Annotated in this window: 14 protein-coding genes; 5 read left to right on the top strand and 9 right to left on the bottom strand. The window is 51.7% G+C overall.

Annotated elements, in window-relative coordinates:
- Window positions 1-84: 84 nt before the first annotated feature.
- From AC1RJL_RS19365 to AC1RJL_RS19330, 8 genes are all read right to left on the bottom strand, one after another.
- Window positions 85-987, bottom strand: a complete 903-nt coding sequence (locus tag AC1RJL_RS19365) for a septal ring lytic transglycosylase RlpA family protein (RefSeq protein WP_492917103.1) — start codon at window positions 985-987, stop codon at window positions 85-87.
- Entirely contained in the window at window positions 987-2,027 is a 1,041-nt protein-coding gene (gene mltB / locus AC1RJL_RS19360; RefSeq protein ID WP_492917101.1) for a lytic murein transglycosylase B, read from the bottom strand. Before mltB ends, AC1RJL_RS19365 begins: the two co-directional genes overlap by 1 nt.
- Before the next feature lie 9 nt (window positions 2,028-2,036).
- Window positions 2,037-3,191 carry a rod shape-determining protein RodA gene (rodA, locus tag AC1RJL_RS19355; protein ID WP_492917099.1) on the bottom strand — a complete coding sequence of 385 codons (1,155 nt, stop codon included), beginning with the start codon at window positions 3,189-3,191 and terminating at the stop codon, window positions 2,037-2,039.
- Window positions 3,188-5,200: a penicillin-binding protein 2 gene (gene mrdA, locus AC1RJL_RS19350; protein WP_492917097.1), complete on the bottom strand. Its 2,013-nt coding sequence runs from the start codon at window positions 5,198-5,200 to the stop codon at window positions 3,188-3,190. The genes rodA and mrdA overlap by 4 nt, the downstream gene beginning before the upstream one ends.
- Window positions 5,201-5,263: 63 nt before the next feature.
- A complete protein-coding gene (gene rlmH / locus AC1RJL_RS19345) occupies window positions 5,264-5,740 on the bottom strand; it encodes a 23S rRNA (pseudouridine(1915)-N(3))-methyltransferase RlmH (protein ID WP_492917095.1) in 477 nt (158 codons plus the stop codon).
- A 26-nt stretch (window positions 5,741-5,766) separates the two neighbouring features.
- A complete protein-coding gene (gene rsfS / locus AC1RJL_RS19340) occupies window positions 5,767-6,099 on the bottom strand; it encodes a ribosome silencing factor (RefSeq protein ID WP_492917093.1) in 333 nt (110 codons plus the stop codon).
- Between the two features lie 46 nt (window positions 6,100-6,145).
- Complete coding sequence (nadD, locus tag AC1RJL_RS19335) at window positions 6,146-6,781, bottom strand: nicotinate-nucleotide adenylyltransferase (protein WP_492917091.1); 636 nt, start codon at window positions 6,779-6,781, stop codon at window positions 6,146-6,148.
- Between the two features lie 126 nt (window positions 6,782-6,907).
- Window positions 6,908-8,161: a glutamate-5-semialdehyde dehydrogenase gene (locus tag AC1RJL_RS19330; RefSeq protein WP_492917250.1), complete on the bottom strand. Its 1,254-nt coding sequence runs from the start codon at window positions 8,159-8,161 to the stop codon at window positions 6,908-6,910.
- A gap of 338 nt (window positions 8,162-8,499) precedes the next feature.
- On the opposite strand from AC1RJL_RS19330, the gene AC1RJL_RS19325 reads away from it, so the two are divergent.
- The 5 genes from AC1RJL_RS19325 to AC1RJL_RS19305 all read left to right on the top strand — a co-directional run bounded on the left by AC1RJL_RS19325 (window position 8,500) and on the right by AC1RJL_RS19305 (window position 12,933).
- A complete protein-coding gene (locus AC1RJL_RS19325; protein WP_492917089.1) occupies window positions 8,500-9,048 on the top strand; it encodes a glycine zipper 2TM domain-containing protein in 549 nt (182 codons plus the stop codon).
- A 116-nt stretch (window positions 9,049-9,164) separates the two neighbouring features.
- Window positions 9,165-9,551: a PepSY domain-containing protein gene (locus AC1RJL_RS19320; protein WP_492917087.1), complete on the top strand. Its 387-nt coding sequence runs from the start codon at window positions 9,165-9,167 to the stop codon at window positions 9,549-9,551.
- Window positions 9,552-9,617: 66 nt separating this feature from the next.
- Window positions 9,618-10,295, top strand: a complete 678-nt coding sequence (locus tag AC1RJL_RS19315) for a response regulator transcription factor (RefSeq protein WP_492917085.1) — start codon at window positions 9,618-9,620, stop codon at window positions 10,293-10,295.
- A complete protein-coding gene (locus AC1RJL_RS19310) occupies window positions 10,282-11,712 on the top strand; it encodes an ATP-binding protein (protein ID WP_492917083.1) in 1,431 nt (476 codons plus the stop codon). The genes AC1RJL_RS19315 and AC1RJL_RS19310 overlap by 14 nt, the downstream gene beginning before the upstream one ends.
- A 132-nt stretch (window positions 11,713-11,844) precedes the next feature.
- Window positions 11,845-12,933, top strand: a complete 1,089-nt coding sequence (locus tag AC1RJL_RS19305) for a DegV family protein (RefSeq protein WP_492917081.1) — start codon at window positions 11,845-11,847, stop codon at window positions 12,931-12,933.
- A gap of 124 nt (window positions 12,934-13,057) precedes the next feature.
- Here the strand turns inward: AC1RJL_RS19305 and AC1RJL_RS19300 are convergent, their stop codons facing one another.
- A complete protein-coding gene (locus AC1RJL_RS19300; protein WP_492917079.1) occupies window positions 13,058-15,451 on the bottom strand; it encodes a discoidin domain-containing protein in 2,394 nt (797 codons plus the stop codon).
- Between the last annotated feature and the right edge of the window lie 117 nt (window positions 15,452-15,568).

Genomic DNA, 15,568 nt, shown 5'->3' with positions numbered 1-15,568 from the left:
AATGAAAAATAAAAGCTGAATGAATTGTAACAGTAAAATAACAGTGCGAATCAAACCTGAATCCCAGGCTTATCGCTCAAGCAATTACTGATACACCACATGCGCTTGAAATACTTTAATTTTGGCTAATTGATCGCGTGCATCCTGCAAACTTTTTGCATCTTTGAACGGACCGACGCGCACGCGATGAACTTGCCTGGGTTGTGTTGCTGAACTGATTGCAACCGGATAGGTCAATTTGGTACCGATACTGGCGGCAAATTGTTGTGCGGAATCTTTGTTGCCAAATGCGCCCACTTGTAAAAAAGTGCCGGCAGGTAACGCAGATTCAATTTGTTTGGGAATGCTGGTATCGACGCGACGCGGGATAGGTGTTGCATCACCCGGTACTGCAATTTCTACTTCAACCCTGCCAGTACCGGTTTTATGGATACCGATACGCTGGGCAGCGGCGTAACTCAAATCAATAATACGCCCCTGATGGAATGGGCCGCGATCATTAATGCGTACCACCACACTCTTGCCGTTATCCAGATTGGTCACGCGCACATAAGAGGGAATTGGCAGGGTTTTGTGCGCACCGGTCATGGCATACATATCGTAGCGTTCGCCATTTGAAGTGTTATAACCGTTGAATTTTTTACCGTACCAAGAGGCATTGCCGCGCTCGCGATAGGCACTTTCATCTTCAATCAGGTGATAGGTTTTACCGAGCACCGTGTAAGGATTTTTATTGCCGGCGCGTGTGCGCGTTTCATAACGCGGTACAGCATCGGGAATATGCGAGAGATCAATATCTTCATCCGGACCAAAATCCTTATCGTGCGCATAGCGACCGTCATTGGGATTGTAGGGGCCTGCTGCAGGTTTGGCCGGTTTTGATTTATTGCCAGAACAGGCGGCGACCAGCATGCATAAGATCAACAACGCGAGGAAGCTGGTTTTTTGCGTTAAGGCTGCACCACCGTATCCGGACAACATTCGCATTATGGTTTTGCTCCTGCCAGTTTTTTATCGGATGCTATCTTGGCTTTTTTAATTTCCAGACTCAAATCGTAAACTGCCATCGCATACATAGGACTGCGGTTATAGCGGGTGATGGTATAAAAATTTTGCAATCCGAACCAATATTCCAAACCATTAACACCCTCGAACTCAAGCGCTATCGCGGGAAAATCGCTGGCAAGCCGGGTACGCGGCGCAATGCCCGCTTTTTTCCAATTGCTGACATTGAGATGCGGTGGCACTACTTTATTGAATTCATCATTAGTCAAAAGCTGGTCGCGTGAGCGCGTCAACTTTGCCGGAACTACAACGGACTTGCCTGATTGCCAACCGTGCTTTTTAAAATAATTGGCAACGCTTCCAATAGCATCAGTCGGGCTTTTCCAGATATCGGTAAAACCATCGCCATTAAAATCGACGGCAAAATTGCGGTAGCTGGATGGCATAAATTGACCGTAACCCATTGCACCCGCGTAAGAGCCTTTGAATTCGAGCGGATCGTGCTTTTGCTCGCGCGTCAGGATGAAATAATTAACCAGCTCGGAACGAAAAAACGGCGCGCGCGGCGGATAATCAAATGCAAGCGTAGTGAGCGCATCGATAACATACCAACTGCCGGTATTTTTACCGTAATTGGTTTCCACACCGATGATCGATACAATAATTTCAGCCGGCACACCGTATTCTTTTTCGGCACGCGCGAGGGCTACGCTATGCTCATGCCAAAAGCTAACACCATTGGTGACGCGCATAGGGACAATAAAAATCGGGCGATATTCTTTCCAGGTTTTGGATTTTTCCGCCGGACGCGCAATTGAATCCAGAATCGGTTGGCGCTTTTGCGCCTTGCTCAGCCAATGGTTAATTTCTTTTGCGGTAAAACCGTGCTGTTGCACCATTTCATCAACAAACGCCGGCGCCAGTGGATGCTTGCTGTAATCTGCACCAGCGCCGAGACTAAGACTTACACCCGCCAATAAACCTAAACAATTTTTGCAAACACGATGACCAAAAGACAACATACAACCTCTTTACGACTGGGGAGTCATGACTCGTTTTTTCTCGGTGGAGATGGCCATTAAAATGCCAAAACCGGCGAAGAGCGCGACAATCGCGGTACCGCCCTGACTGATCAGCGGCAAGGGTACTCCCACCACGGGTAACATGCCCGATACCATACCCATATTTACAAATACATAAACAAAAAATGTGGCGCTGATACTGGCCGCGAGCAAGCGGCCAAAACTGTTTTGCGAATTCATTGCGATCATCAAACCGCGCACGATAACCATCGCGTAAATGGCCAACAACATCATTACACCGAGCAGACCGAATTCTTCAGACATTACCGCGATAATAAAATCCGTGTGCCCTTCCGGCAAAAAATCCAGGCGCGATTGGGTGCCTTCCATCCAACCTTTGCCCGACAAACCGCCCGAGCCGATGGCAGTTTTGGACTGGATAATATTCCAGCCGGTGCCGAGTGGATCTTGCGTTGGATCGAGCATGGTCAACACGCGCTGGCGCTGGTAATCGTGCAACATAAAATGCCAGATAGGCCAAAGGCTTGCCCCGAACAACACCGCAGCAACAGCGATGTAACGCCACAACAAACCGGAAAAAAACAGCACCATGATGCCCGAAGTCGCCACCAGGATGGAGGTACCCAAATCCGGTTGTTCGATAATTAATGCTGTGGGCAAACCGATCAACCCCAGGACAACCATCACCTGCTTAAAGCGCGGTGGTAAGAAGCCTCGCCCCAAGTAGGCGGCAATAGTAATCGGCATCGCCAGTTTCATAATCTCGGAGGGTTGGAAGCGAAAGCTGCCGAGTTGCAGCCAGCGCTGGGCACCCATGGAGATATCGCCAAAAATCGTTACTGCCAGCAGCAGGAAAATACCACCCACGTAAGCGAAGGGCGCCATGCGCCGCATCAAATCCACCGGAATCTGCGCGACTATTGCCATAGTGACGTAGGCGATCATAAAAAACGTGCCCTGCTTTTCCACGCTTGGCAGATTATGGCCGCTGGCGCTGTAGAGTACGGTAAGGCCGATCACCGTTAACAACAGCAGTGGCAACAGCAAGTAAAAATCGATATGCAGCCGCTCGGCGAGGCGCGCGCGGCGGCTAAAAGCACTGGACGCTTCCGGCATGCGTCGTAAGAAATCTTGTCTACTCATTGGTTGGGAACCTGCGGCGCAAAAGAAGTAGTGGCCGGTATTGCGCCACTGGCAGCTTTGGCTTCCCGCGCTGCGTTACGTTCAGTGATATAGGCGTTGGCGCGTTTGATAATAGCGGCGTGGTGGAAGCCAAGCGGCGGTACGAATTCATCTGCCTTGAGGTAGTAACCCAGTAGATGGGCATCCATCATCCAACGCGCAACCGGCGCGGCCTGGCTGGAACCACCTTCGGCATTCTCCAACATCACGGCCACCGCGATCTGCGGATTTTCAAGCGGTGCAAATGCGACAAAAAGCGCGTGGTCGCGGTGCCGCTCTTTGAGTGCGGCAGAATCATATTTGGCATTTTGTGCAATCGCGACTACTTGGGCGGTACCCGATTTACCCGCCATCTGATATTCGGAGCGCTCGGCGGCACGACGCGCAGTTCCGCGCGTACCGTGCATCACTTCCGCCATGCCCTCGAAAATAGCCTTCCAGTATTCGGGTTTGGTTTCAATCGTCTCTTCAATAATAGGCTCGTGTACCTGATCGCCGATTTTCTGGATAAATTGCGGTCGGTAGCGCACACCACGATTGGCGATAGTCGACGCCATAACTGCCAACTGCAACGGAGTCGTCAATACAAACCCTTGGCCAATGGACATATTGACCGTATCACCCGGATACCAGGCCTGACCCTTGGTGGCACGTTTCCATTCACGCGATGGCCAGATGCCTTTGCGCTCACTGGGAATATCAATCCCGGTCAGTTGGCCCAAGCCGAATTGCTTGCCAAATTCGCTCATATTGTCGATGCCCATGCGCACCCCCAAATCCCAAAAATAGGTGTCACAGGATTGCGAAATGGCCGCTTTGAGGTCTACTTGTCCATGACCACCACCGGTGGTCTTTAAAATCCAGTCACGCCAGATGCGCGAGCTGCCGGGAAGGGTGAACACCCCGCGATCTGCAATGGTGCGATGAACATCGGTAAAACCACTGGCTAAACCGGCCAGGCCAATCACCGGTTTTATGGTGGATCCAGGCGGATATTGTGCCTGCAAGAAGCGGTTAAACAGCGGGGTATCTATATCTTCATTCAGCGCTTTGTAATCGGTATAGCTGATGCCGGTCACAAATAAATTGGGGTCAAAGCCCGGATAACTCACTGCGGCGAGCACACCGCCGGTTTTGATATCAATTGCCACTACTGCACCGCGACGGCCGCGCATCACCGCTACTGCCGTTTCCTGCAAGCGCGCATCCAGATGCAGGCGCAGATCATTACCCTGCTTGGGATCGATGCGATCCAATACCCGCATGACCCGACCGCGCGCATTGGTCTCGACGTTTTGGCTTCCCACCGTACCTAGCAAGACGCTCTCATAGCTCGCTTCTATTCCGCTTTTACCGATCGCATGGGTACCGGAATAACGTTGTGTTTGCTCGGGCGTAAATGTATCCACATCTCTTTCACTAATGCGCCCCGTGTAGCCGATCACATGGGCAAAAATATCCGCATGAGGATAATTGCGCACCAACTCCGCATTAACTTCCACGCCTTCGAGTAAATGCTGGTTTACCGCGAGGCGGGCAATTTCATCTTCCGTCAGGCGATAACGCAGGGGAACCGGATCGAGCTTATGGCGGCGCTGCTTTTGCGCCCGGTAAAATTTATCCAAATCAGATGGAGTGATTTCAATCAAGGTCCTGAGCATATCGACCGTAGTATTCAGCTCTTCTGCACTTGAGCTAACTACCGAGAGCGTAAAGCTGGGTTTGTTATCCGCCAGCAGTTCATTATTGCGGTCGAAAATCAAACCGCGCGTGGGCGGAATGGGCTGTACGTGTACACGGTTGCGGTCCGATTGGGTCGCATACTCCTGGTAATTCACTATTTGCAAATCGTAATAGCGGAAGAGCAGCGTGGACACCAACCCGAGCATGAATATCGCCATCACCACCACGCGATTGCGAAATAATTTTGCTTCGCGCTGGTGATCCTTGAACTGTTGGGTTTCTTGCATGCTCGGGCCGGAAATTCTTAGTCAATCAGGGTTGATGTTGTTGTGTGTTTTTATGGTGATAAATTATTTGTGGTAAGGATGGTTTTGCAAAATCGTACAGGCACGATACAACTGTTCAATCACCAAAATCCGCACCAATGGATGCGGTAATGTGAGTGGCGAGAGCGACCATTTTACCGATGCCAGCGCAAGACACGCCGGTGCCAAACCATCGGGACCACCAATCAATAATGAGTAATTCGAACCGCTCATTTTCCAGCCCGCGAGATTTTCGGCGAGCTGCCCTGTGCTCCAGGGTTTGCCTTTGACCTCAAGGGCGATAACTTGTTCGTCTTTACCGCCCTTTTCAATCATCGCGAGCATGGCCTCGCCTTCTTTTTCCATCGCCTTGGCGATATCACTATTTTTGCTGCGCTGGGCGAGCGGCAACTCCACCATTTCCACAATGACATCGCGCGGCATACGCTTGGCATATTCAGCGTAACCCTGCTCAACCCAATCGGGCATTTTGGTGCCCACAGCAATAATGCGAATACGCATAACAATTATTTATCCACGACTGTTGGTTATCCGCGGCTGGCAGGTTTCATCGACCAGAGTTTTTCCAACTCGTAATAATCGCGGGTTTCCTGTTGCATCACGTGTACAACGGTATCGCCGTAGTCGACCAGCACCCAATCACCGGCATCCAGGCCTTCAACACCCAAGGCACGGAAGCCGGCTTTTTTGGTTTCTTCGACCAGGTTTTCAGCGAGTGAGCGCGAATGACGGCTGGAGGTACCGCTGGCGATAATCAGGGTATCCATTACATCGGTTAGCTCATGCACATCGAGCGTCACTATGTTTTTACCTTTGAGGTTTTCAAGGGCGTTAATGATCGCTTGGTTTAAATCAGACATTCAGTTACCTATTAATAAATCAAAAAATTAAACATTATTTATCGCGTTAGCGATACAAACCCTGTGCGCGGATGTAACTCCACACCGCATCAGGCAGTAAAAATTGCGGTGATTCATCCGCGCGGATTTGCGCACGGATTTCGGTGGCAGAAATCGGCAACAGACGCTGCTCCAGTATCACCAGTTTACCGGCGGCTGATGTGTGGATTGCATCCGCATTAGCGCAATGCTGTGCAACCACATCCGCAATCGGCCCAGTCACCGGCTGCTCCCAACCAGGGCGCGCGACTACCACCAAATGCGCAAGCCCGATTAATTCCTGCCAGCGATGCCAGCTATCCAGCCCGGCAAAACTGTCCATTCCCATACACCAACTCACGCTCACATCCGCACCGAGTTCCGCGCGCAACTCGCTCAGGGTGTCATAAGTGTAGGAAAGTTTTTTCCGCTGCAGTTCGCGTGCATCCCAGTGCAACTCGGTGCTATCAGCGAGCGCCAACTGCAACATCGTTAACCGCTGCTGCGCATCCACACTGGGCGACGCGCGATGTGGCGGTATGTAGCAGGGCAAAAGATGCATTTCATCCAATGCCAGTTGCTGTTTTAACTCAAGCGCAAGGCGCAAATGCCCAAAATGAATCGGATCAAAGGTACCGCCGAAAAACCCTATGCATTTGCGCATGAGCAGTAACCCCCACCCTGGCCGGGCGCCCTACTCCCCTGTTGCAATGGGGAGGAGCAAATACTGCTGTCCCATAGGGAGGCAAAGCCAACATACCTCCCCTTCAAGAAGGAGGCGGGGAGGAAGCTAGGCACGAATATGCCCATCGCCAAACACAACCCATTTTTGCGAGGTCAGGCCTTCAAGGCCAACCGGGCCGCGCGCGTGGATTTTGTCGGTGGAGATACCGATCTCGGCACCCAAACCGTATTCAAAGCCATCGGCAAAACGGGTGGAGGCATTGACCATCACCGAAGCGGAATCCACTTCAGTGATAAAACGACGCGCGCGGGTATAGTCTTCGCTTACGATGGCATCGGTGTGCTGCGAACTGTATTGGTTGATATGCGCGATGGCTTCATCCAAACCAGAGACAATTTTGATCGATAAAATCGGCGCGAGATATTCGGTCGCCCAGTCTTCTTCGGTTGCTACATTGGCACTGATCAGGTCGCGGGTTTTTTCATCGCCACGCAGCTCGACACCTTTTTCAGCGTAAGCAGCAGCGAGACGCGGCAGGATTTGCGTAGCCACTTGTTCATGCACCAGCAAGGTTTCCATTGCATTGCACACACCGTAGCGATGGGTTTTGGCGTTCATCGATATGGTGAATGCTTTGTCAAGATCGGCTTTATCGTCGATATACACGTGGCAAATACCATCGAGGTGTTTGATCACCGGTACTTTGGCATCGTTGCTGATGCGCTCGATCAACCCCTTGCCGCCGCGCGGTACGATCACATCTACAAATTGCGGCATGGTAATCAATTCGCCCACGGCAACACGGTCAGTTGTCTCCACCACCTGCACCACTTCAGCAGGCAAACCGGCCGCTTTTAATCCCGCTTGCAAACAGGCAGCGATGGCGCGATTGGAGTGAATCGCTTCACTGCCGCCACGCAAAATCGCCGCGTTGCCGGATTTCAAACACAAGCTCGCCGCATCGATAGTCACATTGGGACGGGATTCATAAATAATACCCACCACCCCCAAAGGCACGCGCATTTTGCCTACCTGGATTCCGCTCGGGCGATAGCTCATACCGGTAATTTCTCCGCAAGGATCTGCCAGCGCTGCAACCTGGCGCAAACCTTCAATCATGCCGTCAATGGTCGATGGCTTTACTGCCAGGCGGTCGAGCATAGCGGCATCAAGGCCATTGGCTTTACCGGCCGCCAAATCTTTTTGGTTCTCGGCCACCAGTGTAATACGCGATTTATCCAACTCGTCGGCAATCGCCGACAATGCCTTGTTTTTCAATGCGGTGGGTGCGGCAGCAATCACCCGGGAAGCCGTGCGCGCTTTGCGGCCAAGCTCGGCCATGTACTCTTTGACATTCAATTCAGACATGAAACAACCTGTTGCAGACAATTCAGAAAAAATGGCCGCGATTATAACCCGAATTGCGCCCATTTTTGGGGCCGCCGGCAGCTTTATTCAACGAATCGGGGGCTTTATTTCGGCGATTTCACTACTTCAATGGTTTGTCTGCTTTGCGCTTTCACTAACTCGCTTTGCTCTTTCGTTAAGTCACATTGCTTTTTTTCATTAAGGTCGCTTTGCGAAGGGACGCATAAGATTGCCTGCGGCAATTTCAGTTTTTGTTCAGATTAAAAGGCTTAGTCTGGATTCACTCCTGAGCATTCCGGAGCCAACGTCAACTACGCGAGAATCTCATCATGAAAAGCCTGTTATTAATCAGCACCCTGGCCAGCAGCCTGTTGCTGGCTAACAACGCCCTGGCTGATCGCGACCATCGCCATAGACACTATGAACAGCGCAGCTATCAGGTGGTCGAGTACACCGAATATGCGCGCGTGGTATCGAGCAGACCGATTTACCGGACGGTCGCGGTAGAGGTTCCGATAAATTCCTGTCGCGTTGAAACCGTGGCTTACAGTGAACGTCAGCGCGGCGGCGATTCATTTAAAGGCACTGTCGTTGGCGGTTTGATTGGCGCTGCTATCGGCCATGAAGTTGGACGCAATGGCCACGCGACTGCAGCAGGTGGTTTAATTGGTGCGGCTATTGGTAATGATGTAGGTGGCAGCAATCGCCGTGTCACCCGCTATGAAGACCGCGAAGTGTGCCACACGCGCTATCGCACCGAATACGAACGCCAGTTGGTGGGTTACGATGTGACCTATCGTTACGACGACCGTATTTACCACACTGAAACCCGCCATCACCCTGGCGACCGCATTGTACACGTGAGAAGTCGCCGTTAATTTCCCGAAACTGTGATTTCCTGAACCTATGCGTAAGGGTCAAATTGACCTTTGCGCAAACACGGGCGATAGTGAAGACCTAGTCTTTACGCGAACGCCTCTTGTTGGAATTTGTCATGCTGTATTCAAAAACCTTCGATACCCGTCCGGGTTTCCCGCACTTGCCAGCACTGGTGTTGGCAATATTGATCTTGCTATCCCCGCCTGGATTTGCCGAACCGGAGTTACTAGGCGGCGATTTGGGTTTGTCCTCCAGCAACTCCGACCGTTCACACGATAAGTCGCTTATCAATCCTGATAACATCAAACCCGCACCAGCCGAGCCCAGGTTTACTCCCGCCGAAGCTGCTGAATTGGTGCGCAATAAAGTCGGCGGACAAGTCATGAGCGTCAATACCCTGCATAATGACGATGGCGTGGTGTACGGCGTAAAAGTCCTTAATGCCGGACGCATGCGGGTAATCAAAGTGGATGGGCAAACCGGTCAACTGCTCAACAATTAAGCCATCGTAAATTCAGTAAACCCAGCAACAGTCAATACCAACTAACCGTAAAACCAGGAAAGCTTTATGCGTATTTTGATCGTTGAAGATGAAAAACCCCTGCGCGAACAAATCCTCAGCCTGATGGCGACCGAGAAGTATGCATGCGATGCCGCCGCCGATGGCCGCGAAGGTTTATTCCTCGGCAGTGAATACGATTACGATCTGGCGATTATCGATTTGGGCTTGCCGCTGCTGGACGGTACCGAGCTAATCCGCGAACTGCGCAGCAAAGAGCGCAACTTCCCCATCCTGATTTTGACCGCACGGGGCAACTGGCAAGACAAAGTGAGTGGTTTGGAAGCGGGCGCGGACGACTATCTCACCAAGCCATTCCACCCGGAAGAATTGCGTGCGCGCATCCATGCCCTGCTCCGCCGCGCCAGCGGCCATGCCTCACCGGTATTGCGTTACGGCCCTATCACCATTGATACCAACGCCAAGCGTGTACATCGCGGTGAAACCGAGGTCGAACTCACCAGTTTTGAGTACAACACCCTCACTTATCTTGCTCTGCATGCGGGCAAAAACATCTCCAAAAGCGAGTTGACCGAACACCTGTATGCCCAGGACTACGACCGCGATAGCAATGTGATCGAAGTATTTGTCGGCCGTTTGCGCAAAAAACTCGATCCGGACGGCAACCTGAATTTAATCAGCACCCAGCGTGGCCTTGGTTACAGGTTCAACCTTGATAAGCAGTAAAACGCTCGGCTTCCGCTTTGCGCGGATGGGCACCCGTTTTTCGTCTATCGCATCGCGCCTGTTGTTAGCGTCAGCATTGTTGTTGCCGTTGTTTTTGGGCTTGACCGGATTTTTCCTCGATCGTGCATTCGTCAATAGTTTACAGGTCGCCGAGCGCTCGCGTTTACGTGGCCATGTCAATCTGTTGATGAGCGTTGCCGAGCCGATCAGTAAAGACTCGCTGATCGTCGGGTTACGCCTGCCGGTCACCCTCAGCGAAGCCGATTTTGAACACCCCAATTCCGGCCTCTACGGCTATGTGTTCGACGATTATAAAAAGGTCGTCTGGCATTCAAACTCTGCTGCATTAAGTGATCCGCCCAATTACAAAAGCATCGCCAAAAGTAATACTCCCGGAAAAATGCTGTTCAGCGAAAAAGAGCTGGCGAATAAAATGCACTTTATCGCGCGCTACACCGTCAATTGGGAGGACGCCAACGGCAATCCAACCCCCTTCCATTTTGTGGTCATCCACAGCACTGATGAATTAGAAGCTGAACTTAAGGCCTATCGCAATCAACTCTGGCGCTGGCTGGGTGCGGCGGGGATATTCCTGTTGATCGCCCAAACATTGATCTTGCGCTGGGGATTGCGCCCGCTGGGTAAACTCGCGCAAGCGCTTAAGGCGATGCAGAGCGGTGACACCAGCAACATCGCCGGTGAGCATCCAAAGGAATTGCAGAAAATCGTCGACAACCTCAATCAGGTATTGGCGCGCGAGCAGGCGTTGCGCCAGCGCTATCGCAACAGCTTGTCCGACCTCGCCCACAGCTTGAAAACGCCGCTCGCAGTATTGCAGAGCAAGTTGGTGGAGAGCGTGGAATCCGATAACGAATTACAGCAGATCGCCAGCGAGCAGGTTGCGCGTATGAACCAGGTGGTGACCTACCAACTGCAGCGCGCTGTGTCCAGCCAGCAAAAAGGTACCTTCCGCCGCACCCGCCTTGAACCCATCGCCCAGCGGTTATTTGCCGCGCTGCAAAAAGTGTATGCGCATAAACAGATGGAACAGGAATTGGATCTCATCCCCAATTCGACCGTCGCAGGTGACGAACAGGATGTCATGGAGTTGCTGGGCAATATGCTGGAAAACGCCTTTAAATACGGCCATAAACATGTACGCATGCGCTCGGCCATCGAAGAAAACCAGCTGCGTATTGATATTGAAGATGACGGCCCCGGCGTTCCGGCAGATCAAACCGAGAGGATTCTGGAACGCGGTCAACGGCTGGATACCACCATTCCCGGCCAAGGTATCGGCCTCGCCGTCGCCGCTGAAATTGTGCGCAGTTATGATGGCAACATCAGTATCCATCGCTCCGAATTGGGTGGTGCGCGTTTTAGTGTCTGCCTTCCGCTCCTCCCCGCCACCGATTAAATCGCGCCGTTTATTAACTATTTTTTATAACCGTTTTGCCGATTTTCGCCTCCTCTTGTAAGCCAAAGCTCACACGCCTGCCGTCTACGCCTCACAACAACTTCCGCAACGCCTCACAACTCACAGCGATTTATGCGACTACTGCTTTATCGACCCAAGCCTGATACTGGCGCCATCAAATCAACTGCTGCGATCAAAAAGCAGCGGGAGCGACAGGAACAACTCGCCAGGGATGGCATCACCAACAATGCTTTAATCCAGTGGAGAAAGATGATGTCATCCAGGACGTGTATTGCCGTAGATTCAACCTGCGATTTGCCCGCAAAATTTATCCAACAACACAACATTGAAGTGCTGCCCATCTATATCAATCACGCGAAAGGGCAGGAAATGGATTATCGCGACCCGCAAACCATGTTGAAGTTTTACAAGAACCATTCACGCGATGTGTATGGGTTGGCGCAATCCGATCCGCTGTCGGTCAACGACATGACTGAAATCCTCAGGGAACGTTTGCTGCCGAAATATGATTTGGTGCAAGTCGTTACCATCAACAGCAAAAAGAGCGATGTGTTCAAACGCGTCTCTGAAGCAGCATTGGTAAACGAACCAAAATTCCGCGAGATGGAACGCAGCGAAGGCCGCGCGCCCTTCCGCATTCGCCTCTATGATTCAATGTCGATGTTTACCGGTCATGCATTGCTGGTGTATGAATTGGTAAAACGCATCCATGTGGATAAATTGCCGCTGAATAAATCCATTCGCGAAATCGACAATATGCGCGACCAGGTTTACGGCTATTTGATTCCGAATGATTTGTCCTACATGCGCGAGCGCCGCCATTTGCGTAAGGGCGATAACAATATTTCCTGGATCAACTTTAAATTAGCCAGCGCCTTGAACCTGCGCCCGATTGTGCAATTGCATCGCGGTGCGACCGATAAAATTGATACGGGCAAAGGCTTTTTAGGGGCGCTGGAAAAATTATTTGTACACGTGAAAAAACAAATCAAGCAGGGTTTGACCAGCGAAGTGATCGCGATGAGTTACGGTGGTTTACTGGAAGAAATCAAAGACGAACCGGTTCTGGTTGAGTTCCGCGAATTCTGCAAACAACACAATGTCAAAACCATGTTGTCGATGATGAGCATGACCGGTGCGATTAATGTGGGGCCAAAATCCTTTGCACTGTCGTTTGCGACCGATAAAGAGTTAGTGTGATTGTGGTGTGTCCATAAAAAACCTGTACCAATCAGGGAAATTGGTACAGGTTCAAACAGAAAACAGGTTTTATCCAAAAGCCGTATTCATGTTGAAAACGGCTTTTTTATTAACCGCCTATTTGTTAACCGCCTATAACGCGGACTTCCCAGATGGAATAACCCCACTGGTTACCCGCACTGCGGGTCTGTCCATAAATACGGACATAGCGGCAGCTATTGTTGGACAGGGCGATGGTATCGGTACGATTACCGAAGGTCCCGCCGGTCCGCGTAGCAATAGTGGTCCAATTGGTGTTGTCGCTGGAACATTGGACTAAATAGTTAGCCGCATTCGCCGCCTCCCAATCAATCGCAATACTGCTCAGTGTGCGCACACTGCCAAGATCCAGTGTCAACCAGCCCGGATCAATACCATGGGCAGATTCCCAACGGGTGCCGGCGTTTTTATCAATCGCATTGGCCGCCGGGGTCAATTGGGTGCTGGCAGTTGCGGCAGCAATATTCAATTGGCTGTGGGCAACACTGGATGAGCTGGAAGCCACATTGGCACCGTAGACTTTCAATTCAAAAATAGAATAGCCCCAGTTGTTGCCCACACTGCGCTGGGTGCAATAAATGCGGACATAGCGATAGTTACCCGCTACAGCCTGGGTATCGGTGCGGTTTCCGAAAGCGCCACCGGTTACGGTTTTCAAGGTAGTCCAATTGGTGTTGTCGTTTGAACCCTGGATGGTGTAATTCGCCGCATTGGCTGCCTCCCAATCAATCACCACTTGCGACAATGCCTTCACCGTGCCCAGATCTACCGTTAACCAGCTTGGGCTCACACCATGGGCTGATTCCCAACGGGTAGCCGCATTGCCATCAACAGCACTGCCTGCCGGTTGTAAATTGCTGCTGGCCGTGACCGGGCGTCCTGTGGATAACAGGGTATTTGCCGCTGTGGAGCTGGACGCAACACTGCTTGCACTTGAGCGCGAACTGCTAACTGCAGAGGAGCTGGCAGGTTGGCAAGCCGGGCTCGGACCGCATTCCCATATGATGTCATCAATCGCCATATCAAACGGGGCTGTCGGCAACTGGCCATCCACGTTCACAAACTGGAACAGGCTGCCCATGGATTGCAGTGCAACCAGTGATCCGCGCAAGTCAGCAACAGGAATAGTGGCCTGTGCCCAGTTGCCATTGCGCACTAAACCATAAGTCGTTTGGTTAGCCGGGAAGGTGATCCAATTGGCATTGGTGTAGGTATCGCTGACGCCAATACGGAAGGCGACATTAGCAGGAATGCGAATGCGGAACTTCACTACGCCATTCACAAATTTGCTCATATCATGCGCCTGGCGCGATGCAATACCGCCACCGAACCATTGGCCCGGTGTTGTGTAACGCAGCCCCAGTACATTACTCCCCTCATAAGGTGGTGTAGTGATTGCCGCCATGGATGCGGTGTTCCAGATCCAGAAATCAGCAGTGGTTCCAATGATTTCCTTATTGCTGGTGGGAGTGTTGTCGGTAAATACCCCGTAGTTACCCGCTTCTGTCCTCACCTGGTTACCCAGCTTCACTTCGCCTTTACCGTCCAGTTGATAGACGCGGATGTAATCCACATACATCTTTCCGGGCAATGGCGCAGTCACTTGTGCATCGGTCGCTGCATCGGTGAAGTTACCGCCCACGGCGAGGTTCAGCAGGAAATAGAAAGGGGCGCGGAACTCCGAAGAGTCATCGGTGATGGGAATGGGGTTGCGGTACATATCGCGCTCTACCCCGTTATCCACTATGGTGAAACGGATTTGCGATTCGGTCCAATACATCCGGTAAAGCACAAAGCGATTGACTAAAGGCGTCTGCGCCAGATAGGCATTGGCAGTCTGCCAGGCAGTAGAGGCGGCACAGGTCGGATTTTCAGGAACACAGGCGGAAGGAGAGTAAAAAATGGCATTGGAACCGACAAAGCTGTTGATGTCAGCGCCGCCATAACCGGCTTCTGCCCGACCCAAAGCACGGTGCCCCATTTCCATGATGTCCAGCTCACCTTTTGATGGCCAACTGGCGAGGCTGGTACCCAACATCCAGGCTGCCGGCCACAAGCCGACGCCGACGCGCGGGGTGCTGATACGGAGTTCGATCATCCCGTATTGGACTTGCACTTTATTGGCGCTATCCAGTTTTCCCGAGGTAAACCCCCTACCGCCAAAGGCTTCGCGCCTTGCTTCTATCGCCAACGCGCGGGTACCCGGTTCAAAAGGGACGTTCTCAACCGTTACGTTGTTCGCGCGATAATATTCCAGCTCCTGGTTGCCCCAACCGCACAAACCAATCGCACAACCATCGCCTTCAATTACATTCCATGCAGCACTGTTGAGGCTGTTAAATTGCTCTTCATACAATAAGTTGCCTATTGTCGGGTTCAGGACATCAGCCACTGCGCCTGTGCCCACAAAGGCTAAACCACAGATAAGGGATGAAAGCCGGGCTTTCATGCCCGGCCGGATAAATTGATTAAGACGCATAAAATCCTCTCATTTCGCTATTGTTATAGTTAAAGGGAAATCACACCAAACGGCCGTGATTAGAATCTTGCCGATGACGATCTACACAACACAGATTGGACCACCACCTTAATAGCA

Source organism: Cellvibrio sp. GW822-FHT04B05, assembly GCF_058800985.1.
Note: the sequence above shows the minus strand (reverse complement) of the source record. Positions and strands in the feature narration are given on the sequence as shown.

Coding starts and splice junctions, on each gene's coding strand:
- AC1RJL_RS19365 (WP_492917103.1), bottom strand. CDS start 987: ATGCGAATGTTGTCCGGATACGGTGGTGCAGCCTTAACGCAAAAAACC.
- mltB (WP_492917101.1), bottom strand. CDS start 2,027: ATGTTGTCTTTTGGTCATCGTGTTTGCAAAAATTGTTTAGGTTTATTG.
- rodA (WP_492917099.1), bottom strand. CDS start 3,191: ATGAGTAGACAAGATTTCTTACGACGCATGCCGGAAGCGTCCAGTGCT.
- mrdA (WP_492917097.1), bottom strand. CDS start 5,200: ATGCAAGAAACCCAACAGTTCAAGGATCACCAGCGCGAAGCAAAATTA.
- rlmH (WP_492917095.1), bottom strand. CDS start 5,740: ATGCGTATTCGCATTATTGCTGTGGGCACCAAAATGCCCGATTGGGTT.
- rsfS (WP_492917093.1), bottom strand. CDS start 6,099: ATGTCTGATTTAAACCAAGCGATCATTAACGCCCTTGAAAACCTCAAA.
- nadD (WP_492917091.1), bottom strand. CDS start 6,781: ATGCGCAAATGCATAGGGTTTTTCGGCGGTACCTTTGATCCGATTCAT.
- AC1RJL_RS19325 (WP_492917089.1), top strand. CDS start 8,500: ATGAAAAGCCTGTTATTAATCAGCACCCTGGCCAGCAGCCTGTTGCTG.
- AC1RJL_RS19320 (WP_492917087.1), top strand. CDS start 9,165: ATGCTGTATTCAAAAACCTTCGATACCCGTCCGGGTTTCCCGCACTTG.
- AC1RJL_RS19315 (WP_492917085.1), top strand. CDS start 9,618: ATGCGTATTTTGATCGTTGAAGATGAAAAACCCCTGCGCGAACAAATC.
- AC1RJL_RS19305 (WP_492917081.1), top strand. CDS start 11,845: ATGCGACTACTGCTTTATCGACCCAAGCCTGATACTGGCGCCATCAAA.
- AC1RJL_RS19300 (WP_492917079.1), bottom strand. CDS start 15,451: ATGCGTCTTAATCAATTTATCCGGCCGGGCATGAAAGCCCGGCTTTCA.